The following is a 20,052-nucleotide window of genomic DNA, read 5'->3' on the forward strand; positions in this document are numbered from 1 at the left end:
CATGCTGACCGACTGGCTGCACGCGCTGCTGGAGCCGCTGGCCAACCTGATCGGCCTCTCGCCCACCCTGCTCGACCTGCTGCTGGAGGCGGCGGGCGAGACGCTGCTGATGGTGGGCGGCGCCGCGCTGATCGCGGTCGTGGTCGGCCTGCCGCTGGCGCTGCTGCTGCTGGCCACCTCGCCCGAGGGGCTGGCGCCGAACCGCGCGGTGAACCGGCCGCTCGGCCTCGTGGTGAACGCGGTGCGCTCCACGCCCTTCATCATCCTGATGGTGGCGATCGTGCCCTTCACGCGCCTGGTCGCCGGTACCTCGATCGGCACCGGCGCCGCGACGGTGCCGCTCGCCATCGCCGCCACCGCCTTCATCGCCCGGCTGTTCGAGACGGCGCTGCGCGAGGTGGATCGCGGCGTGGTGGAGGCGGCCCGCGCCATGGGCGCCACGCGGTTGCAGATCCTGCGCAAGGTGGTGGTGCCGGAGGCGCTGCCGGGCCTGGTCGCCGCCGTCACGGTCACGCTGGTCAGCCTGGTCGGCTATTCCGCCATGGCGGGGGCGGTGGGCGGCGGCGGGCTCGGCGACCTCGGCATCCGCTTCGGCTACCAGCGCTTCATGCCGGAGGTGATGGCCACCGTGGTGGTGGTGCTGATCCTGTTCGTGCAGGCGCTGCAATCCCTCGGCGACTGGCTGACGCGGCGCCTCTCGCACCGCTGAGGACGGACCGCCGGAACGGACCGGGAGAACACACGGCATGACCATCACCCGCCGCGCGGCGCTGCTCGCGCCCGTCTTCACCGCCCTCGCCGCCGCCGCCCGTGCGCAGGGGGCGGAGATCGGCACCGCCGCGCGCCCCTTGCGAATCGCCGGCACCGCCGGCCCGCACAGCCAGGTGCTGGAGAAGGTGAAGGAGATCGCGGCCCGCCCCGACGGCCCCGGCCAGGGCCTCGTGCTGCGCGTCATCGAGTTCAGCGACTACATCCAGCCCAACGCGGCGCTGGCGGCCGGCGACCTCGACGCCAATTCCTACCAGCACGCGCCCTTCCTGGAGCAGGCGGTGCGCGACCGCGGCTACCCGATCGTCGCCGTGGCCAAGACGCTGGTCTTCCCGATGGGCCTCTACTCGAAGCGCATCCGCTCGGTGGACGCGCTCTCGAACGGCGCGCGCGTCGCGATCCCGAACGACCCGACCAATGGCGGCCGCGCCCTGGTGCTGCTCGCCTCGAAGGGCGCCTTCACGCTGCGCCCCGGCGCCGACTTCCGCGCGACGGTGGCCGACATCACCGCCAACCCGAAGCGCCTGCGCATCGTCGAGCTGGAGGCGCCGCAGCTTCCCCGCGCGCTGGAGGAGGTGGAGCTGGCCGCGATCAACACCAATTTCGCCGTGCCCGCGGGCCTCAACCCGGTGCGCGACGCCATCGCCATCGAGAGCGCCGACAGCCCCTACGCCAACCTGATCGCCGTGCGCCGGCAGGACGAGCACGCCCCCTGGGTGCCCCGCCTCGTCGCGAGCTACCAGAACGACGAGGTGAAGGCCTTCGTGCGCGACACCTTCGGCGGCTCGGTGGTGCCCGCCTTCTGAGGAAGGGCAGGCAGTGAGCATGGATGCTGCAACGTTCCTCGCCGTGCTGCGGAAGCTTCGCCGGCATCCCGGCCCGGCGGGGCCGGCGCCGCACAAGCCGCTCATGCTCCTGTATGCCCTGGTGCAACTGCGGCAGCACGGACGCCATCGTATCGGCTACCGTGACGCGGATCGCGTGGTCGGGTCGTTGCTAGCACGAAATGCCTCGGCCGGTACGCGTGCCCGCGTTGCCGATCCCTTCCTGCGATTGGAAACTGACGGGATCTGGCAGGTCGAGCTCGCCGATCGTGTCGAGGTGCTTGACGGTGGCGGCAACGGCCGCCCCGCCATCCTCGCCCGTCTCGACCCGCAAGCCGGGTTCAGTGACCCGATCCTCGCCTTGCTGCGGCACTGCCCCGCTCTGGTCGACGAGGCGATCAATCAACTGCTGGACGACAACTTCCCGCAGGACGGCCATTCGGCGATCATCACCGCCCTCGGCACCGACGGCGCCGCTGGCTGAGGCGACGGGGCATCCTCCGACATGCCACCGAACGGGCCACGCCGCGTGCCAACGCTCTCAGTCCTCGAACAGGTTCAGCGCCGTCGCCGCCGCGATCTCGCCGATCGCGGCCTGCGCGCGCACGCTGTTGCCGAAATCGTCGAGCGGCGGCGAGAAGGCGGCCAGCGCCAGACGCCCCGGCATGCCGGCGATGATGCCGCCGCCCACGCCGCTCTTGGCCGGCACGCCGACGCGGAACATCCAGCTCCCGGTGGAATCGTACAGCCCCGCCGTCGCCATCACCGACAGGATGCGCGGCACGTTCTCCGTCTTGAACACGCGCTCGCCGGTCGCCGGGTTCACCCCGCCGCGCACCAGCGTGCCCATCATCATGCCGAGATCCTGCGTCGTCACCGCGACCGAGCAGGCGCGGGTGTAGAGATCGACCGTCGCGTCCGGGTCGCCTTCCAGGAATTCGCGTGCGCGCAGCAGCCAGGCGATGCCGCGGTTGCGCTGGTTGGTGTCCATCTCCGAATGGTACACCTGATCGTTGACGTCGAGCTGCCGCCCGGCGCAGCGGCTCATGTTGCCGAGGATCCTCGACCAGCGCTCCTCCGTGCTCGCCGCCGGCACCAGGCTGACCGTCGCGATGGCGCCGGCGTTGACCAGCGGGTTCTGCGGCTTGCCGCGGTGCATCTCCAGCGCCATCACGGAGTTGAAGGGCAGGCCCGTCGCCTCGGAGCCGACACGGCGCAGCAGCGCCTCGGGGCCGATGCTCTCCAGCACCAGCGCCATGTTGAACACCTTGCAGATGCTCTGGATCGAGAAGGCGTAGCCGACGTCGCCCGCCTTCGCCACGCCGCCGTCCGGCGCCACCGCGACGACGCCGTAGAGGTCGGAGGGCACCGAGGCGAGATAGGGGATGTAGTCGGCGTTCTTCCCCTCGCGCAGCCCAGCGAAGTGCCGGTGCGCGGCGGCGACCGCCTGCGCCACCGTGTCGGGCTGCAACGGCGCGCGGGCCCGCGCCGCGTGCCCCGGCAGCGCCGCGGCGGCGAGTCCGCCGAGCCCGGACGCCAGCAACCCGCGCCTGCCGGTTACGCCGCCCCGCGTGGTGGCCATCCCGTCTTCTCCCGCTGTCCGAGGGTCACGGCGGCTGCCGTCGCCGCAACGGACTGTGCCCGCCACGCAATCGCCCGCGCAAGGGCCGCCGGCACGCCTGCCCGCCCATCCCTGCCCAGCACACGAGGAACACGCTGACATGCTCTCCCGCCGCCTCCTGCTCGCCGCCCTGCCGGCCGCCGCCGCGCTGCGCCCGGCCCTCGCCCAGTCCCCCGAGATCGGCACCGCCGCCCGGCCGCTGCGCGTCGGCGTCACCGCCGGCGTCCACGCCCAGGTGCTGGAGAAGGTGCGCGACGTGCTGGGCCGCGACGGCTTCCACATCCGCATCACCGAGTTCAGCGACTTCATCCAGCCCAACGCCGCGCTGGCCAGCGGCGACATCGACGCCAACACCTACCAGCACCTGCCCTTCCTGGAGGCGCAGCGGCAGCAGCGCGGCTACGACTTCGTGCCTGTGGGGAAGACCGTACTGACGCTGATGGCGGTGTTCTCGAAGAAGCACCGGACGCTCGCCGACCTGCCGAGCGGCGCCCGCATCGCCATCCCGAACGACCCGACCAATGGCGGCCGCGCCCTGCTGCTGCTGGCGCAGAACGGCGTGTTCCGGCTGCGCGACGGCGCCGACTACCGCGCGACGGTGGCCGACATCACCGAGAACCCGAGGCGCATCCGCATCGTGGAGCTGGAGGCGGCGCAGATCGCCCGCGGCCTCGCCGACGTGGACGCGGCGGCGATCACCGGCAACTACGCGGTGCCGGCGGGGCTCGACCCGGTGAACGGCGCGCTGGCCAAGGAAGGGCCGGAGAGCGTCTATACCTGCCTCGTCGTGGTGCGGCGCGCCGACGCGGAGAAGCCCTGGGCGAAGCGGCTGGCCGAGGGCTACGCGAACGCGGAGGTGAAGGCGTTCGTGAATTCCAGCTTCGGCGGCGCCGTCATCCCGGGTGCCTGAGGCGGCGCCCCGGACCGCCGAGCCGGCAGCAGAGGGCCCCCGATGACGCAGCTACGCTTCCTGATCGAGCTGGCCGGCGAGGCGGCGCTGCTGCTCTGGGGCCTGCACATGGTCCAGAGCGGCATCCTGCGCGCCTTCGGCTCGCGCCTGCGCGCCGTGCTGGGCGTGGCGCTCGGCGACCGCTGGCGCGCCTTCCTGGCCGGGCTCGGCGTCACCGCCGCGTTGCAGAGCAGCACCGCCACCGCGCTGATGGTCGGCTCCTTCTCCGCCGGGGGCACGGTGGCGCTGGTGCCGGCGCTGGCGGCGATGCTCGGCGCCAACGTGGGCACGGCGCTGATCGTGCAGGTGCTCGCCTTCGACGTCTCGGCCGTCTATCCGGGCATGATCCTGGCCGGCGTCGTCGCCTTCCGCCGCGGCCGCATGGCGCGCACGCGCGATCTCGGGCGCGCCGCCATCGGGCTCGGGCTGATGCTGCTCTCGCTGCACCTGATGGTGGAGACGATGGCGCCGATCAGCCAGTCGCCCGAGCTGCGCGGCATTTTGCGCGTCGTGGCGCAGGACCCGCTGCCCAACCTCGTCATCGCGGCGGTGCTGGCCTGGGCGGTGCATTCCTCCGTCGCCGCCGTGCTGTTCGTGGCGACCCTGGCCGGCGCCGGCGCCATCTCGCCCGAGGCGACGGTCGCCATGGTGGCCGGCGCCAACCTCGGCAGCGCCTTCAACCCGCTGCTGGAGGGGCGGAGCCAGGGAGGGAGCCAGAAGGACGGCCGGGAAGGCGACCTCGCCGCGCTGCGCGTGCCGGTCGGCAACCTGCTGAACCGCCTGGCCGGCTGCCTGCTGATCATCCCGCTGCTCGGGCCGATCGCCGCGCTGTCGGACGACCTCGCCTCGCCCGCCCTGCTGGTGGCGCCGCTGCATCTCGGCTTCAACCTGGCGCTCGCGCTGCTCTTCATCCTGCCGCTGCCCGCCTTCGCGCGGCTGCTGGAACGCTTCCTGCCGGAGCGCGCGGCCGGCACCGACCCGGCCGCGCCGCGCTACCTCGACGAGGCGGCGCTGGCGACGCCGCCCGTGGCGCTGGCCGGCGCGGCGCGCGAGGCGCTGCGCATGGCGGACGTGGTGGAGGCCATGCTGCGCGGCTCGCGCGACGCCTTCGGCGCGCAGGACCGCGAGACGCCCAAGCGCGTCGCCCGCCAGGACGACGTGGTGGACGGGCTGCACCGCGCCATCCACGACTACCTCGCCCGCATCCGCCGCGATTCCCTCGGCGACGACGAGACCCGGCGGCTGACCGAGATCCAGGGCTTCGCCATCAACCTGGAGCATGCCGGCGACATCGTGGAGCAGAACCTGCTGCGCAACGCCGCGCGCCGGATCAAGCGCGGCACCGCGCTGCCGCCCGCCGCCCTGGCCGAGATCGCCGCGCTGTACGACCGCGTGCTGGAGCAGCTCCGCCTCGCCGTCGCCGTGTTCATGCTGGAGGACGCGGCCGCGGCGCGCCGCCTCGTCGCCGAGAAGGAGCGGCTGCGCGACGTCGAGACCGAGGCGGCGCGCCGGCTGGCGGAGGCGGGGGAGGGGCGCGTGGACGGCGATGCGCGGGTGCTGCTGCTCGACATCGCGCGCGACCTCAAGCGCATCGGCGCCCATCTCGCCGCCACCGCCTACCCGCTGCTGGAGCGCCTGGGCGAGCTGCGCCCGAGCCGTCTGGCGGTGGAGGAGCCGGAAGCCGCCCTGGAACTCCCGGACGGGGAGGCCGGCGCGGACATGGCACGGGAGCCGGGCCGGCCCTGACGGCCGGCGCGCCGGCTCTCCGGGCGGCCGGCAGCGCCGGCGGGTGGTCAGGCCGGCAGCCGGACCGCCGGCGGCTCGACGTAGAGCGGCAGCGCCGCCAGCGGCGGGATGTCGCCCGCGAGGCGCCGCGCCGCCACCCGCGCCGCGTCCGCCGCGTCCGGCAGCAGCACGCCGGTTTCCGTCGCCGCGATGCCGCGCGCGCGCAGCCGCTCCGCCACCGCCGGCGCGGCGTCGCCGACCAGCGCCGGCGGCCAGCCCGCCTCGGGCAGCGCGTCCAGCGCGTGGGCCTCGGGCGGGCCGTCCGGGCTGTCGGCGCCGGGGGGGAAGCGTTCCAGGATCACCCGGCCGCGCCGGTTGTCCACCACGGACCACACCATGCGCGCCCGCCGCAGCGCCGGGGGCAGCGCCGCCGCCAGCGCCTCGCCCGTGGTCACGCCGAGGGACGGCAGCCCGGCCGAGAGGGCGATGCCCTGCGCCAGCGCCAGCGCCGCGCGCAGCCCGGTGAAGCCGCCCGGGCCGACCACGGCGGCCACCGCGTCGAGCGCGTCGGCCCGCACCCCGGCCTCGGCCAGCACGCGCCGGACCAGCGGGGGAAGGATGGCGGCATGGCCGCGCGGGCCATCGGCCGCCGCCTGCGCCATCACCGCCCCGTCGGCGAGGATGGCGGCGGAACTGCGTGCCAGCGCGGCGTCGAGCGCCAGGATCCACATCTCGGTCTTCCGCCTTCTTCGTCACGGCCGTGCCCCGCCGCCGCCTCGTGGCGCCGCCCCGGATGCCGCACCCGGACGCCACCCGGGGCGCCGGGAGACGGGTTCCGGGGAGGGTGCCGGGGAGGTAGCAGGGGCCGGGGGCGCCGGCGAGGGCGTCGCGCCCGCTGCCGCCGCCCTGGTTCTCTCCCCGGCGTGATGACAGGGTGCGCCGCGATGATGCAACACGAGACCTTGCAGATCCTTACCGAGTCGGACGGGCTGCTGTTCGACATCCGCTACGCCACGCCCGACAACCTGGCGGGCCGTGCCATCTACCGGCGACCCGTCGCCCTGCTGGTGCCCGAGGCGCGCCGCAGGCTGCTGGCGGCGCGGGACATGGCGGCCGCGCTCGGCCTGCGGCTGCTGGTGTTCGACGCCTACCGGCCGGTCGAGGCGCAGTGGGCGCTCTGGCACGCCGTCACCGACAAGCGTTTCGTGTCGGATCCCCGCAAGGGCGGCGTCCACCCGCGCGGCGTGGCGGTGGACCTGACCCTGGCCGATCCCGCCGGCGCCCCCCTGCCCATGGGCACGGGCTTCGACGCGGTGACGTCGCTCTCGGCGCATGGCTGCACGTCGATCCCCGTCGAGGCGCAGCGCAACCGCGCCATCCTGCTCGGCCTGATGACGGCGGCGGGCTGGGACCATTACGGGCTGGAATGGTGGCACTACCAGCTCTTCGAGCCGCGCCGCTTTCCGCCGCTGGCGGCCAGCGCCGTGCCGGACGGGCCGATGTAGCGGCCGCCTCGGCGGCGGGGGGCCGGCGCCGGAACCACGGCCTGCCGCATGCGCTGGAATGGCGGGCCCATGCCGTCTCCCCCCTGCCAGGGACCGGCACGCCGGGTAAAGGAGAGGAGCGAGGTCATGAGCGGAAAGCCGGATCATCCCGAGGCGATGGAGCATCAGGTCGAAGGGGCGCAGCGGATCGAGCAGGCGCAGCGGAAGGGCGCGGGCGCCGCCGGCGAGCCGAAGTCCAAGGGAGGTCCCAAGGACGACCGGCACGAGATGGCGCGCACCGCCAACAAGAACATGGCCGAGCAGGACCAGCCCCGGGACGAGCAGGACAGGTCCCGGACGGGCTGAGGCGATCCCGCGCGGACGGCCGGGGGCGGCGGCCCGGAGGCCGTCGGGCGGACCCCGAGCCGTTCCGGCCCGACCGTATCGGGCCGACAACTCCAGCCTCTGCTCCGGCGCATTTTCCGAGCCGGCGAACGGGTACGCCCGGCTCGAGAACGCGCCGACGGTCCTGCGGGGGCATTCCGTTGCGGACAAGGCGGCCCCGCCGGAAGCCCCCGTGCCCGGGGCGGCATGACGGCGCGCCGCATGCTCCCGGCAGGGCGGCAACTGCCTCGGGACGAGGCAGCGGCCGCGTGGCCGGCGGTGCGGTCGGGCCTCCGCGCCGCGCGTTCGCGGGGCCGGCGCATCGCGGCCTTCCGCCGCGCCGGCTTCTCCGTCGCCGGCCGGCAGGGCGCCGCTCAACTGGTGCGGAACCGCATCCCGAAGAAGCCCTGGCTGCGCAGCTTCGCCCCGACGCTGCGGCGTGTCAGCCGGTACAGCCGGCCAGCGCGGCTGGCGATGGCGGGCTGGCCGAAATTGTCGGGCAGGTCGGCGACGTACGGCGCGACCCAGCGATGGAAGTTGGTGTCGGTCCGCCGCACCCTGCCGGGAGTGAGCTGCTCCAGGTGATCCCAGGCGAGCGCCTCCCACAGATGGTTCGCGTAGGCGCCCGGGGCGATCGGCCGGTCCGAGTTGAAGATCCACTCGATGTGGTCGGGCGTCCAGAGCGGCCAGAAGAAGGCCGTGTAGGGCAGCATCGTCACCTCGTCGGGATGGCGGAGCGCCAGTTCCGACGGCACCTTGACGGCATGCTCGGCCCAGTACTGGTCGCGCCCCTGGCTGCGGAACCAGCGGAATTCCTCCAGCCAGCGGCACAGGAAGGCCGAGTTGGGCTCGGCGAGGATCACGGCGTTGGCGGCGCCGAACTCGCCGTTCCGGCCCTCGCGCCCCATCACCGCGGCGTGCCCGAGCAGGTCGTCGAAGTCGCGCTGCACGAGAACGTCGGCATCGAGGTAGATGCCGCCATGCTCGATCAGGGCCTGCAGGCGCACCACGTCGGCGCGGTGGGCGACGTGGCGCAGCGGCCGGCCGAAGATCTCCTCGGGCGCCTGACGCCGGACCAGGGTGAGGTGCGGCCGGCTGAGCTCCCACCACGGTCCCGTGGGCTCGTGGGCATGGTGGAACAGGACCTGCCGGGGACGGAGATGGCGGATCGCGCTCATCAGGCAGGCGTGGTGCACGAGGCTCCACGGCTTGCCGCCGAAATCCGGAGCCATGCCGAACACGAAGTGGACGATGCGCGGTATGCGGCCCATGGAACACTCTTGTTGTATTGTTTCAGGAACGGACTGGCCTGCCGATGATACATGACCGATGCACTGTCGTATCGCGCGAATGCGGAAAAACAGGAGAAACGAATAAAAATAAAGAGTAATCATGAAGATGTTTATATTTTTGTACATATGACCTCGATCGGCGGCAGCGGCGCGGCGCCGCGCCGCGACGCGCCGTCCACCCCGCGTGCCGCCCGGCGCACGGCGGCGCCGGGACGCGCGCCGGCCTGCCGGCGGCACGCCCCGATCCCCCGCGCCGATGACGGCGACGCGATCCGGCGGCCGCGCCGCCCGTCGTCCCGCCCGCTGCCGGGTCTCGCCTTGCTGTCCGGTCTTGCCCTGCTGCTCGCCGCGGCCGGCCCCGGGCCCGAGACGTCCGGGACCCCGTGCCGCGCGGGCAGCTTTCCGGCCGATCTCGCGCAGCTCGGCCAGGCGCGCGTCGTCGGCATTCCGCGCGGCAGCTTCCTGTCCGACGACGACATGCAGGGCTGCCCCGAGGCCGGCGAGTCCTGCCGGATGCACGCCTATGTCGGCACCGGCGGCACGGTGCTGACCGGCCGGCGCCACGACCGCTTCACCTGCGTCTGGTTCCACGACGGGCGGACCGGCACCGCGGGCTGGATGCGCAGCGCCGAGCTGGCCCCGCAGGCGGCCCCCTTCAGCCGCGATCCGCCGCTGTCCGCCTGGGCCGGCGACTGGCGCGGCCCGACGGGGGAGGCGCTGACCCTGCGCGCCGAAGGCGACCGGCTCGGCCTCGTCGTGCCGGCGGGCCGGATGCCCGGCCGGGAGCCCGGCGCGGCAAGGCCGGCGGGCAACCGCCTGTCGCTCTCCGGCCCGCCCGGTGCGGCGGGCGAGGCATGCCGGCTGGAGCTGGCGCTGGTCGGGCAGTTCCTCGTGCTGGCCGCCGATGGCTGCGGCGCCGACGGCACGGCGCTGCGCGGCATCTACGGCCGGCCGCGACCCCGCTAGAGCATTTTCAAGCTGAGCGTCCTCGCTCAGCGGCTCGGAAAATGCGAAAAATCAAAAGGCTGGAGCCGTTCCGGCCTGATACGGTCAGGCTGGATCGGCTCTAGAGCGGATCGCCGGAGGGCTACTACGCCCGGAGGCATGAATCCGCTCGGAAAACGCGATTCCAACCGGACGGCGTTCCGCTCCAGGCAGGCCACGGGGGGCCGCCGCGCCATCCGGCCGTGCGCGGACCGCCGGGAATCCGCTCCGGGTCGCGAAGCGCATGACGCGGCCTTGCACGGTTCCGTCCGGATCGCGACAGTGCCGGCATGGCCACTTCCCCCCAGGACGACGCGCGTGCCGCGCTGGACGCCGCCGGCACCTTGCCGGAGACGGAGCTGGATCTCGCCGCCGTGGCGCTGCAATTCGCCCGCATCGACCGCCCGGACGCGGACTGGGGCGCGGTGGCGGCGCATCTCTCGACCCTGGCGCGCGCCGCCGTGGCCGCCGCCATCGCCGACCGCGCGGCCGATGCCGGCGAGCTGGAACGCCGGCGGGCGGCGCTGGCCGGGATCCTGCACGACCAGTTCGGCTACCGCGGCGATTCCGAGAGCTACGACGACCCCGCCAACGCCAACCTGATCGGCGTGGTGGAACGGCGCCGCGGCCTGCCCGTGGCGCTCGGCATCCTCTGGCTGCACATGGCGGAGGCGGCGGGCTGGCCGGCCCACGGCATCGACTTCCCCGGCCACTTCCTGGTGGCGCTGCAGGGCGAGCGCGGCCAGCTCGTGGTGGACGTGTTCGACGGCGGCACGGCGCTGGAAGCGCCGGCGCTGCGGGCGCTGCTCAAGCGCATCGAGGGCGAGAAGGCGGAGCTGCAGCCCGCCCTGCTCGCGCCGATGGAGCGACGCGCCGTGCTGCTGCGCCTGCAGAACAACATCAAGCTGCGCCGGCTGCGGGCCGGGGACCTCGCGGCGGCGCTCGACTGCACCGAGGACATGCTGCGCCTCGCCCCCGAGGCGGCGCCGCTGTGGCGCGAGGCGGGCATGATGAACCACCGCCTGGAGCGGATCGGGGCCGCGCTGTCCTGCCTCGACCGCTACCTCACGCTGGTGCCGGGAGGCGACTCCGCCGACCGCGTGCGGCTGCTGATGGACGAGCTGCGCAACCGCCTGAACTGATGGGCCCGCGCGTCCCGGAGATCGGCGCCGCCCGTTGCCCTTCAGCGGCCGGAAGCGGGCGTCCGGCTGCCGCCGAGGCACGGATCCCTGCGGCAGAAGGGTTTGCCGGCCCGTACCGGTCCTGACCCGTGCCGGCCGGTATCGGCGCGCGGTTGTTGGGGCGGCCGCGTGCCGGACCGGCGAACCACGCGGGCCCGCGCCTATCGGGCCCGCGCCTGTGCGGATCCTTGTCGGGATCCTGCACGACTGGCCCGCGGCGGGCCGGCGCGGGAAACCCCTCGCCGGACCTTCCGCCGGCCTTCCGGACGGTTCCGGGTCCGCGCGGCCGCATCGCCTGCCGCGGCATGCCGCCCGGCCCGGGTGCCGCCGCGCCGGCGCGTCCCGCGCCCCGACCGGAGCCCCACCCCGCCCGCCGACGAGGCGGCAGGCCCCGCGCGGCCTCGTCGCGCAGTGTCGCTTTGCCTCCCGCGCCGCCTTGTTCCATATTTGTTCTTGTCGGACTCGAAGGCGCGCGGGGAGACTGGTCGGTGAGCCTGGTTCACAACGAGCGGACGAAGCTGCTCGCCCTGGCGCTCAACACCGCGGCGACGAGCGCCTTCACCGTGGGCGTTCTGGCGCCGGTGGCGGCGACCTTCTATCAGGTGGGAACGGCGGGGCGCGAACTGTGGGTGGTGGTGCTCGGCGCGATCCTGTGGATCGGCGCCGCGGTCATGCTACATCTGGCCGCACGCAGGGTTCTCGGATGGCTCAAGCCGTGACCGACCACCAGCTCTTCGCCTTCGTCCTGCTGCCGATCGCCGTTCCGGCCGCCGCCTGGGCGCTCGTCCTGCTCGCCGAGCGACGCGGCGCCGCCAGGCCCTGCCCGGAGGGCAAGGCGGCGGCCGCCCCGCCCCGCCCGGCGCGCGCCGCCGTGTCGGCACGCGCCCCCGCGCCGTCCCCGGGCTGGCCCGGCCGCCGCTCGCGCGGCTGATCCGGGCCGCCACGACCGCCGACCGGTCGGGGCGCCGCCCCGGTCCCGCACAGGGGCCCGCACAGGGTCCCGCAAAGGGGCGGGCTCCCTTCGGGATCGTGGCCGTCCGGGACGGGGGCCGGTCCCGCCGCCCGCGTCAGGTGCCGATGCGCACCAGCATCTTGCCGAAGTTGCGGCCCTCCAGCATGCCCATGAAGGCGGCGGGCGCGTTCTCCAGCCCGTCCACGATGTCCTCGCGGTAGCGGATCGCGCCGCTGCGCACCCCGCCGCCGACCTCGCGCCGGAAATCCTCCTGGATGCCGGGGATGCCGAAGAAGTCGTAGTTGATGAAGCCACGGATGGTCAGGCTCTTGGTCAGCACGTCGCGCATCAGCCCGGGCAGCCGGTCGGGGCCGGCGGGCGGCGTGCCGCCGCCGCTGTACTGCGCGATCAGCCCGCAGACCGGGATGCGCGCGTAGCGGTTCAGCAGCGGGATCACCGCCTCCAGCACCGGCCCCGCCACGTTCTCGAAGTACACGTCGATGCCCTTGGGGCAGGCGGCGGCGAGCTGCGCCGGGAAGTCCGCCGCGCGGTGGTCGATGGCGGCGTCGAAGCCCAGCTCGCCGCGCACATGCGCGCACTTCTCCGGCCCGCCCGCGATGCCGACCGCCCGCGCCCCGGCCAGGCGCGCGAGCTGCCCGACCAGCGAGCCGACCGGCCCGCTCGCCGCCGCCACCACCACCGTCTCGCCCGGCTTCGGCTGGCCGATCACGCGCATGCCGGAATAGGCGGTGAAGCCCGGCATGCCGAGCACGCCGAGCGCCGTGCTCACCGGCGCCTCGGCGGGATCGATGCGGCGCAGGCCCTTGCCGTCCATCACCGCGTGGGTCTGCCAGCCCATGCGCGCCAGCACGATGGTGCCGACGGGGCGCGACGGGTCGTTCGACTCCACCACCTCGGCGACGCACTCGCCCTCCATCACGCCGTCCAGCGGCACCGGCGGGGCGTAGGACTTCCGGTCGTCCATCCGCCCGCGCATGTAGGGGTCGAGCGAGAGGTAGAGGGCGCGCAGCACCACCTGCCCGGGGCCGGGCGGCGGCAGCGGCGCCGTCTCCAGGCGGAAGTCGCTCGCCTTCGGCTTTCCCTGCGGGCGGGCGGCGAGGACGATGCGCCGCGTCGTCCTGTCGTCGGATGTCGTCGTACCACTCATGGCGTCTCTCCCTGTCGTCCGGCGGTCTTCCCGCCATGCGGACCGCATCCCGGTGCCGGCACGGCCGGGGCCCCGTCCCGAGCCCCGCCCCCCCCACCCCGGCCAGGGGGCGTTGCCCCTTGGACCCCACCAAGGGGGGAAGCCCTCTTGGAATCCCCGTCGCGAAAAGACCTGTCCGCCTGTCCGCCTCGCCCCGGGCAGCCCGCACCTGCCGCTCAGCCGGGCAGCAGCCCGCGCCCGGCGAGCAGTCCCGGCGGGTTCGGCCCGAGCCCCATCGCCTGCCGCGCGAAGAAGCGCTTCAGCGGCGGGATGCGGTTCACCGCGGCGATGCCGAGGTCGCGCGCCAGCCGCACCGGGCCGAGATCGTTGCCGAACAGCCGCTCCAGCGCGTGCGTCGCGCCCAGCATGACCAGCGAGTCCGGCCGCCGCCGCGCCTGGTAGCGCGCGAGCAGCGCCGCCTCGCCCACGTCGGCCCCCGCGTTGTGCGCCTCGATCACCAGCTCGGCCAGCACCGCCACGTCGCGGAAGCCGAGGTTGAGGCCCTGGCCGGCGATCGGGTGGATGCCGTGCGCCGCGTCGCCCACCAGCGCCAGCCGCGTCGCCGTGTAGCGCGCGGCGTGCAGCGCCGCGAGCGGGTAGGACCAGCGCCGCCCGATCGGCCAGACCCGGCCGAGCCGGCCGCCGACGCGCCGGTCCAGCTCGCGCGCGTACTCGGCGTCGGGCAGGCGCAGGAAGCGCTCGGCCAGGGCGCGCGGCTCGCTCCAGACCAGCGCGCTGGCATGGACGAGGCCCTCCGGCATTCCCCCTGGCACCCCCCCTTGCGCCCGCACCACCTCGGCCGGCGGGTCGGCGAGCGGCAACTGCGCGAAGGGGCCGTTCGGCAGGAACTGCTCCAGCGCCACGTTGCCGTGCGGCCGCTCATGCGCGAAGGCGCCGACCAGCGCGATGCGGTGGTAGTCGAGCCGCGCCGCCGGGATGCCGGCCTGCCGCCGCAGCGGGCTCTGCCGTCCCTCGGCCGCGACCACCAGCCGGGCATGGATCACGGTCCCGTCCGCGAGGCGCAGCGTGGCGCCCTCCGGCCGCCGCTCCGCCCGCGCCTCGGCCGGGGCGAGGACGCGCAGCGCCGGCAGCGCCGCCAGCCGCGCGTTGAGGGCCACGCGCAGCGCCCGCGCCTCCACCATCCAGCCGAACGGCTCCTCGCCCAGCTCCTCGTGCGCGAAGGTCAGCGCCAGCGGCGAGGGCGCCTCGCCGGGGCGGCCATCGGCGACGTGGATGCCGAGGATCGGGCAGGGCGTGTTCGGCAGGCAGGCCCAGATGCCGGCCGCCTCCAGCAGCCGCTTCGAGGCGAGCGCGATGGCGTAGGCGCGGCCGTCGAAGGCCGGCAGCTCCATCGGCGGCAGGGGCTGGCTGTCCACCACCGCCGTCGGCACGCCGGCGGCGGCGAGGGTGGCGGCGAGGCTCGCCCCCACCGGCCCGGCGCCCACCACGCACACCGCCACCTCGATCGCCGCCGCGCCGCCCCCCGGGCGGGCGGCGGCGCGGTCGGGAAGGGCGGTGCCGACGCAATCGGCGCTGGCTGGAATCGCTTGCATGGGGCCATCATGCCGCGCCCGCTCACCGCTGTCGCGCCACGGTTGGATGCCCAGGAATTGGGCAGAAGGGCGGTCCGCGCCGCGGTCGCGCGACGCTCGGCTTCGCTGCTGAAGTGGCACGAAATTTGGATTGGTCGGGCGCCGGGATAGGGAGCGGATTCCTATGAAGCTCGTGATGGCCATCATCAAGCCCTTCAAGCTGGACGAGGTGCGCGACGCGCTCACCCCGCTCGGCGTGCAGGGCCTCACGGTGACCGAAGTGAAGGGTTTCGGCCGCCAGAAGGGCCAGACCGAGATCTACCGCGGGGCCGAGTACCAGGTGAACTTCCTGCCGAAGCTCAAGATCGAGATCGCCGTGGCGGACGACCAGGTGGACGCCGTGGTGGACGCGATCGCCGGTGCCGCCCGCACCGACAAGATCGGCGATGGCAAGATCTTCGTGCTGGACGTCGAGCGAGCCATGCGTATCCGCACCGGCGAGACGGACGACGCCGCTCTCTGAGCGGCGCGCCGGCGCACCGGGATCAAAGAGCCGAACGATTGGTCGGTGAATAAGGGGATTGTTGAGATGAGGAAGCTTGCGCGCGCCCTGTCGGCGCGGCCGGTCGCGACGGCGCTCGCCTTGCTGCCGTTGCTGTTGCTCGTGCTCGCCTGGATCGATCCGGCGCTGGCGCAGACCGCGGAGGGCGCGCCCGCCACGCCGCCCGCCGCGGAGCCCGCCAAGCCCGATGCCGGCGACACCGCCTGGATGCTGACCAGCACCGCGCTGGTGCTGATGATGACCATCCCCGGCCTGGCGCTGTTCTACGCCGGCATGGTGCGCAAGAAGAACGTGCTTGCCACCATGATGCAGAGCTTCGTCCTCGCGGCGCTGATGTCGGTGATCTGGTGCGTGGTCGGCTACAGCCTGGCCTTCGGCAACGGCAGCGGCGCCACCGCCCCCTATGTCGGCGACCTGTCGCGCTTCATGCTGGCCGGCATCGCCGAGCACTGGGCCGAGCCCTTCACCCTGGGCACCGGCGACGGCGCCATCGCGAACACGATCCCCGAGACCGTGTTCATCATGTTCCAGATGACCTTCGCGATCATCACCCCGGCGCTGATCACCGGCGCCTTCGCCGACCGCATGAAGTTCTCGGCGATGCTGGTGTTCATGACGCTGTGGTCGATCCTGATCTACGCGCCGGTCTGCCACTGGGTGTGGCACCCGAACGGCTGGATCTTCGCCCTCGGCGCGCTCGACTTCGCGGGCGGCACGGTGGTGCACATCAACGCCGGCATCGCGGGCCTCGTCTGCGCCCTCGTGCTCGGCAAGCGCGTCGGCTACGGCCACGACAACATGGCGCCCTACAACCTGGGCCTCGCCGTGATCGGCGCCTCGCTGCTCTGGGTGGGCTGGTTCGGCTTCAACGCCGGCTCCGCCGCCGCCGCCGGCGGCCGCGCGGGCATGGCCATGCTGGTCACCCAGCTCGCCGCCGCCGCCGCCACCCTGTCCTGGCTGTTCGCCGAGTGGATGACCAAGGGCAAGCCCTCGGTGCTCGGCGCGATCTCGGGCGCCGTCGCCGGCCTCGTCGCCATCACCCCGGCGGCCGGCTTCGTGCTGCCCGGCTCGGCGCTGATCCTCGGCATCGTCGCGGGCATCGTCTGCTTCTGGGGCGCCACCGGCCTCAAGCACGCGCTGGGCTACGACGACAGCCTGGACGCCTTCGGCGTGCACGGCGTGGGCGGCATCGTCGGCGCGCTGCTGACCGGCATCTTCGCCTACGGCCCGCTCTCGGCCACCACGGCGGCGCCGGAGGGGGTCAGCGGCTCCACCGCGCAGCTCCTGATCCAGGCCTACGCCGTGGCGGCGACCCTGGTCTACAGCGGCATCGGCTCCTTCATCCTGCTCAAGATCGTCGACGTGATCGTGGGCCTGCGGGTGGCCGAGGACGAGGAGCGCGAGGGCCTCGACGTCTCGCTGCACGGCGAGCGCATCGCCTGAGACCCGGACGGGTGGCGGGGCCCCGCCACCCGCTCGGCCCTGGCATATCGGAGGGCGGGAAGGGCGGGCCCTTCCCGCCCTTCCGTGTTCCGGGCCCATCGCCGCCCCGCCGTCGCCGCTCCCCCATTGCCGCCATGGGCGCCGCCATGGCGGCGCCGCCGCCGGGACGGAGCCGCGGCGCCCGCCTGCCGGGGGCCGCCCGCCCCGGGCGCATGCCGCCCGGCCTCCGGATCGTCGCCACGGGGCGAGTCGCGGCGTGAGGAACGTCGCGCAAAGCCCTGTCGGCGGCCGATTCGCGGCTGGCATCGCCCGGCCTCCCGCCGTTATCGTCGCGCCCATGTCCCGCACCGCCCTCGGCCGCTCCGCGCCCGGACGCCCGCTCGCCAGCCGCCTTCCCGGCGCCCGCGCCTTCGCCTCGCCGGCGGTGCGCGCCATCCTCCGCCGCAGGGCCTGGGAGGTGATGGGGCTGCTGCTCGGCCTCGCCGGGCTGGTGCTGCTGGTGGCGCTGGCCAGCCACGACCCGGCGGACCCGTCGCTCTCCACCGCCACGGCGCGGCAGCCCACCAACCTCGCCGGGCCGATCGGCGCCGTCGCCTCGGACCTGCTGCTGCAGGGCTTCGGCTTCGCCGGCGCGCTCCCGGCCTTCTGCCTGCTGGTCTGGGCCTCGCGGCTCGCCATGCATCGCGGCCTCGGCGTCGTGCCGGCGCGGATCGCCGGGCTGCTCGCCTCGCTGCCGCTCGCCGCCGCGACTCTCGCGCTGGCGCCGCTGCCCGCCGCGGCGCCGACCGAGGTGGGGCCGGGGGGCGCCGCCGGGCCCATCGTGGTGCGGGCGATGCGCGATCTGTTCGGCGGCTGGTTCGGGCCGCTCGGCCAGCTCGTCGCCGAGGTGACCCTGGTGCTCGGCGCGCTGCTGGCCGTCTTCGTCGCGAGCGGCCTTTCCGCCGGCGAGTGGGGGCGCGCCGGCCGCGCCACGATCGGCGGCGGGCGGTTCCTGGGCCGCTTCCTCGGCCGGGCCGCGCGGCGTGGCCGCGGGCCGGTGCCCATGGCGCCGTCCGACCCCGGGGAGGAGCGCCGCGCCAGGGTGCGGCGCGCGGCGGCGCCCGCCATGGTGCCGGAGGCGGCGCCGCGCCGCCCGGCGCTGCTCGGCTGGTTCCGCAACCCGTTGGGCGACCTGTTCGCGCCGCGCGCCCGCCGGCCCCTGCGCGGCGAGCCGGCGGCGCCGCTGGCCGAGATCCTGCGTGGCGCCGAGCTGGCCATCGACGACCGCGCCGCGCCCGCCTTCGAGCCGCCCGCCGCCGCGGCGGCGCCCGGCGGCCCCGCCGCGTCCCGGCCGGCCGCCCGACCGGCCACCGGGGCCGCCGTCGGCTCCCCCCCGGCCGCGCGCGCGATGCACGACGAGGACGAGCTGCGGCCGCCGCCGCCGCCCGTCGTGCCCGCGAAGGACGACCGCAGGCCGGCGCCGGCGCGGCCCGCGCCGCCCCGGGGCGCCGCCCCCGCCGCCGAGAACCGCTGGACCCTGCCGCCGCTGGAGCTGCTGGTCGCCCCGCCCGCCAAGCGCGTCGGCCGCCCGAGCGACGAGGCGCTGCAGCAGACCGCGCGCCTGCTGGAGAGCGTGCTGGAGGATTACGGCGTGCGCGGCCGCATCGGCGAGATCCGCCCCGGCCCCGTCGTCACCCTCTACGAGCTGGAGCCCGCGCCCGGCACCAAGTCGGCGCGCGTGATCGGCCTCGCCGACGACATCGCGCGCTCCATGTGCGTCACCGCCGTGCGCATCGCGACCGTCCCCGGCCGCAACGTGATCGGCGTCGAGATGCCGAACAACAAGCGCGAGACGGTGTATCTCACCGAGCTGCTGGACGGCCCGGACTGGCGCCAGCATCCGGGCCGGCTCAACCTCGCCCTCGGCAAGGACATCGGCGGCGGGCCGGTGATCGCCGACCTCGCGCGCATGCCGCACCTGCTGATCGCCGGCACCACCGGCTCGGGCAAGTCGGTCGCGATCAACACCATGATCCTGAGTCTGCTCTACCGGCTCAGCCCCGACGAGTGCCGCTTCATCATGATCGACCCGAAGATGCTGGAGCTGTCGGTCTACGACCGCATCCCGCACCTGCTGGCGCCGGTCGTGACCGAGCCCGCCAAGGCGATCGGCGCGCTGAAGTGGACGGTGCGCGAGATGGAGAAGCGCTACCGCGCGATGAGCCAGCTCTCCGTCCGCAACATCGCCGGCTACAACGAGAAGGTGCAGGCCGCGCGGAGCCGCGGCGAGATGCTGACCCGCCGCGTGCAGACCGGCTTCGACCCCGACACCGGCAAGCCGGTCTTCGAGGAGCAGAGCCTGGCGCTGGAGCCGCTGCCGATGATCGTCGTCGTCATCGACGAGATGGCGGACCTGATGATCGTCGCCGGCAAGGAGATCGAGGCCGCCGTGCAGCGCCTCGCGCAGATGGCCCGCGCCGCCGGCATCCACGTCATCATGGCGACGCAGCGCCCCTCGGTGGACGTCATCACCGGCACCATCAAGGCGAACTTCCCGACCCGCATCTCCTTCCAGGTGACGAGCAAGATCGACAGCCGCACCATCCTGGGCGAGATGGGCGCCGAGCAGCTCCTGGGCCAGGGCGACATGCTGCACATGGCCGGCGGCGGCCGCGTCAGCCGCGTGCACGGCCCCTACGTCTCGGACGACGAGGTGGAGCGCGTGGTGGAATTCCTGCGCGAGCAGGGTGAGCCCGCCTACATCGAGGAGGTCACCGAGGCCGAGGAGGAGCTGGACGGCGAGGGCGGCGGGGCCGGCATCGCGGGGGCGAGCGACGGCGAGAAGAACCTGTTCGATCGCGCCGTCGACCTCGTCAGCCGCGAGGGCAAGTGCTCGACCAGCTTCATCCAGCGCCACCTCGCCATCGGCTACAACCGCGCGGCCAAGCTGGTGGAGCAGATGGAGAAGGAGGGCATCGTCGGCCCCTCCAACCATGTCGGCAAGCGCGAGGTGCTGGCACGGCGGACGGAGGACTGAACCCGGGGGGGCGCGCCGCCTCGCCCGGACCCCGTCCGTTCCCCGGGGAAGGCTCTGCCTTCCCCGGACCCCATCCGGCAGGAGGGCGAGGCCCTCCTGCACCTCTGTTCGTTTTCAGGCCCGGGTGT

The 20,052-nt window shown here is 74.4% G+C and carries 19 protein-coding genes; 14 read left to right on the forward strand and 5 right to left on the reverse strand.

Going from position 1 to position 20,052, the window contains the following annotated elements:
* Position 1 precedes the first annotated feature (1 nt).
* From M0638_RS09955 to M0638_RS09965, 3 genes are read left to right on the forward strand one after another with little or no spacing between them, the layout of a single operon-like run.
* Positions 2 to 709: a methionine ABC transporter permease gene (locus M0638_RS09955; protein ID WP_248666828.1), complete on the forward strand. Its 708-nt coding sequence runs from the start codon at positions 2 to 4 to the stop codon at positions 707 to 709.
* 37 nt (positions 710 to 746) lie between these two features.
* Positions 747 to 1,574 (forward strand): MetQ/NlpA family ABC transporter substrate-binding protein, encoded by an 828-nt coding sequence (locus M0638_RS09960; protein WP_248666829.1) that lies wholly within the window; start codon positions 747 to 749, stop codon positions 1,572 to 1,574.
* A 13-nt stretch (positions 1,575 to 1,587) separates the two neighbouring features.
* Positions 1,588 to 2,076: a hypothetical protein gene (locus tag M0638_RS09965; RefSeq protein WP_248666830.1), complete on the forward strand. Its 489-nt coding sequence runs from the start codon at positions 1,588 to 1,590 to the stop codon at positions 2,074 to 2,076.
* Between the two features lie 57 nt (positions 2,077 to 2,133).
* Here M0638_RS09965 and glsA read toward each other — a convergent pair whose 3' ends face one another.
* Entirely contained in the window at positions 2,134 to 3,174 is a 1,041-nt protein-coding gene (gene glsA / locus M0638_RS09970) for a glutaminase A (RefSeq protein WP_248666831.1), read from the reverse strand.
* Between the two features lie 139 nt (positions 3,175 to 3,313).
* Between glsA and M0638_RS09975 the strand changes: the two genes are divergently transcribed.
* Positions 3,314 to 4,123, forward strand: coding sequence for a MetQ/NlpA family ABC transporter substrate-binding protein (locus M0638_RS09975; RefSeq protein ID WP_248666832.1), 810 nt, complete (start codon positions 3,314 to 3,316; stop codon positions 4,121 to 4,123).
* A gap of 42 nt (positions 4,124 to 4,165) precedes the next feature.
* On the forward strand, positions 4,166 to 5,908 hold the full coding sequence (locus M0638_RS09980) for a Na/Pi cotransporter family protein (RefSeq protein WP_248666833.1): 1,743 nt from the start codon (positions 4,166 to 4,168) through the stop codon (positions 5,906 to 5,908).
* A gap of 47 nt (positions 5,909 to 5,955) precedes the next feature.
* Here M0638_RS09980 and tsaB read toward each other — a convergent pair whose 3' ends face one another.
* Positions 5,956 to 6,618 (reverse strand): tRNA (adenosine(37)-N6)-threonylcarbamoyltransferase complex dimerization subunit type 1 TsaB, encoded by a 663-nt coding sequence (gene tsaB, locus M0638_RS09985; protein ID WP_248666834.1) that lies wholly within the window; start codon positions 6,616 to 6,618, stop codon positions 5,956 to 5,958.
* A 216-nt stretch (positions 6,619 to 6,834) separates the two neighbouring features.
* On the opposite strand from tsaB, the gene ddpX reads away from it, so the two are divergent.
* Positions 6,835 to 7,392 (forward strand): D-alanyl-D-alanine dipeptidase, encoded by a 558-nt coding sequence (gene ddpX / locus M0638_RS09990; protein WP_248666835.1) that lies wholly within the window; start codon positions 6,835 to 6,837, stop codon positions 7,390 to 7,392.
* A 126-nt stretch (positions 7,393 to 7,518) separates the two neighbouring features.
* Positions 7,519 to 7,737, forward strand: a complete 219-nt coding sequence (locus tag M0638_RS09995; RefSeq protein WP_248666836.1) for a hypothetical protein — start codon at positions 7,519 to 7,521, stop codon at positions 7,735 to 7,737.
* 392 nt (positions 7,738 to 8,129) lie between these two features.
* Here the strand turns inward: M0638_RS09995 and M0638_RS10000 are convergent, their stop codons facing one another.
* Positions 8,130 to 9,026, reverse strand: a complete 897-nt coding sequence (locus M0638_RS10000) for a glycosyltransferase family 32 protein (RefSeq protein ID WP_248666837.1) — start codon at positions 9,024 to 9,026, stop codon at positions 8,130 to 8,132.
* A 339-nt stretch (positions 9,027 to 9,365) separates the two neighbouring features.
* Between M0638_RS10000 and M0638_RS10005 the strand changes: the two genes are divergently transcribed.
* The 4 genes from M0638_RS10005 (at position 9,366) to M0638_RS10020 (ending at position 12,143) form a co-directional block, all read left to right on the forward strand.
* Positions 9,366 to 10,013: a hypothetical protein gene (locus M0638_RS10005; protein ID WP_248666838.1), complete on the forward strand. Its 648-nt coding sequence runs from the start codon at positions 9,366 to 9,368 to the stop codon at positions 10,011 to 10,013.
* 308 nt (positions 10,014 to 10,321) lie between these two features.
* On the forward strand, positions 10,322 to 11,173 hold the full coding sequence (locus tag M0638_RS10010) for a SirB1 family protein (RefSeq protein ID WP_248666839.1): 852 nt from the start codon (positions 10,322 to 10,324) through the stop codon (positions 11,171 to 11,173).
* A gap of 527 nt (positions 11,174 to 11,700) precedes the next feature.
* Complete coding sequence (locus M0638_RS10015) at positions 11,701 to 11,931, forward strand: hypothetical protein (protein WP_248666840.1); 231 nt, start codon at positions 11,701 to 11,703, stop codon at positions 11,929 to 11,931.
* A complete protein-coding gene (locus M0638_RS10020) occupies positions 11,928 to 12,143 on the forward strand; it encodes a hypothetical protein (RefSeq protein ID WP_248666841.1) in 216 nt (71 codons plus the stop codon). The genes M0638_RS10015 and M0638_RS10020 overlap by 4 nt, the downstream gene beginning before the upstream one ends.
* 136 nt (positions 12,144 to 12,279) lie before the next feature.
* Here the strand turns inward: M0638_RS10020 and M0638_RS10025 are convergent, their stop codons facing one another.
* Positions 12,280 to 13,332 carry an NADP-dependent oxidoreductase gene (locus M0638_RS10025; RefSeq protein WP_248666842.1) on the reverse strand — a complete coding sequence of 351 codons (1,053 nt, stop codon included), beginning with the start codon at positions 13,330 to 13,332 and terminating at the stop codon, positions 12,280 to 12,282.
* A gap of 215 nt (positions 13,333 to 13,547) precedes the next feature.
* The gene (locus M0638_RS10030) at positions 13,548 to 14,924 is read right to left on the reverse strand and encodes a UbiH/UbiF/VisC/COQ6 family ubiquinone biosynthesis hydroxylase (RefSeq protein WP_248666843.1); all 1,377 of its coding nucleotides are present in this window, start codon (positions 14,922 to 14,924) and stop codon (positions 13,548 to 13,550) included.
* A gap of 163 nt (positions 14,925 to 15,087) precedes the next feature.
* Between M0638_RS10030 and glnK the strand changes: the two genes are divergently transcribed.
* The 3 genes from glnK to M0638_RS10045 all read left to right on the forward strand — a co-directional run bounded on the left by glnK (position 15,088) and on the right by M0638_RS10045 (position 19,924).
* Entirely contained in the window at positions 15,088 to 15,426 is a 339-nt protein-coding gene (gene glnK / locus M0638_RS10035) for a P-II family nitrogen regulator (RefSeq protein WP_248666844.1), read from the forward strand.
* A gap of 66 nt (positions 15,427 to 15,492) precedes the next feature.
* On the forward strand, positions 15,493 to 16,908 hold the full coding sequence (locus M0638_RS10040; RefSeq protein ID WP_282571937.1) for an ammonium transporter: 1,416 nt from the start codon (positions 15,493 to 15,495) through the stop codon (positions 16,906 to 16,908).
* 337 nt (positions 16,909 to 17,245) lie between these two features.
* A complete protein-coding gene (locus M0638_RS10045; protein ID WP_248666845.1) occupies positions 17,246 to 19,924 on the forward strand; it encodes an FtsK/SpoIIIE family DNA translocase in 2,679 nt (892 codons plus the stop codon).
* Positions 19,925 to 20,052 lie beyond the last annotated feature (128 nt).

Source organism: Roseomonas acroporae, assembly GCF_023223525.1.
Taxonomy (GTDB): Bacteria; Pseudomonadota; Alphaproteobacteria; order Acetobacterales; family Acetobacteraceae; genus Roseomonas_E; species Roseomonas_E acroporae.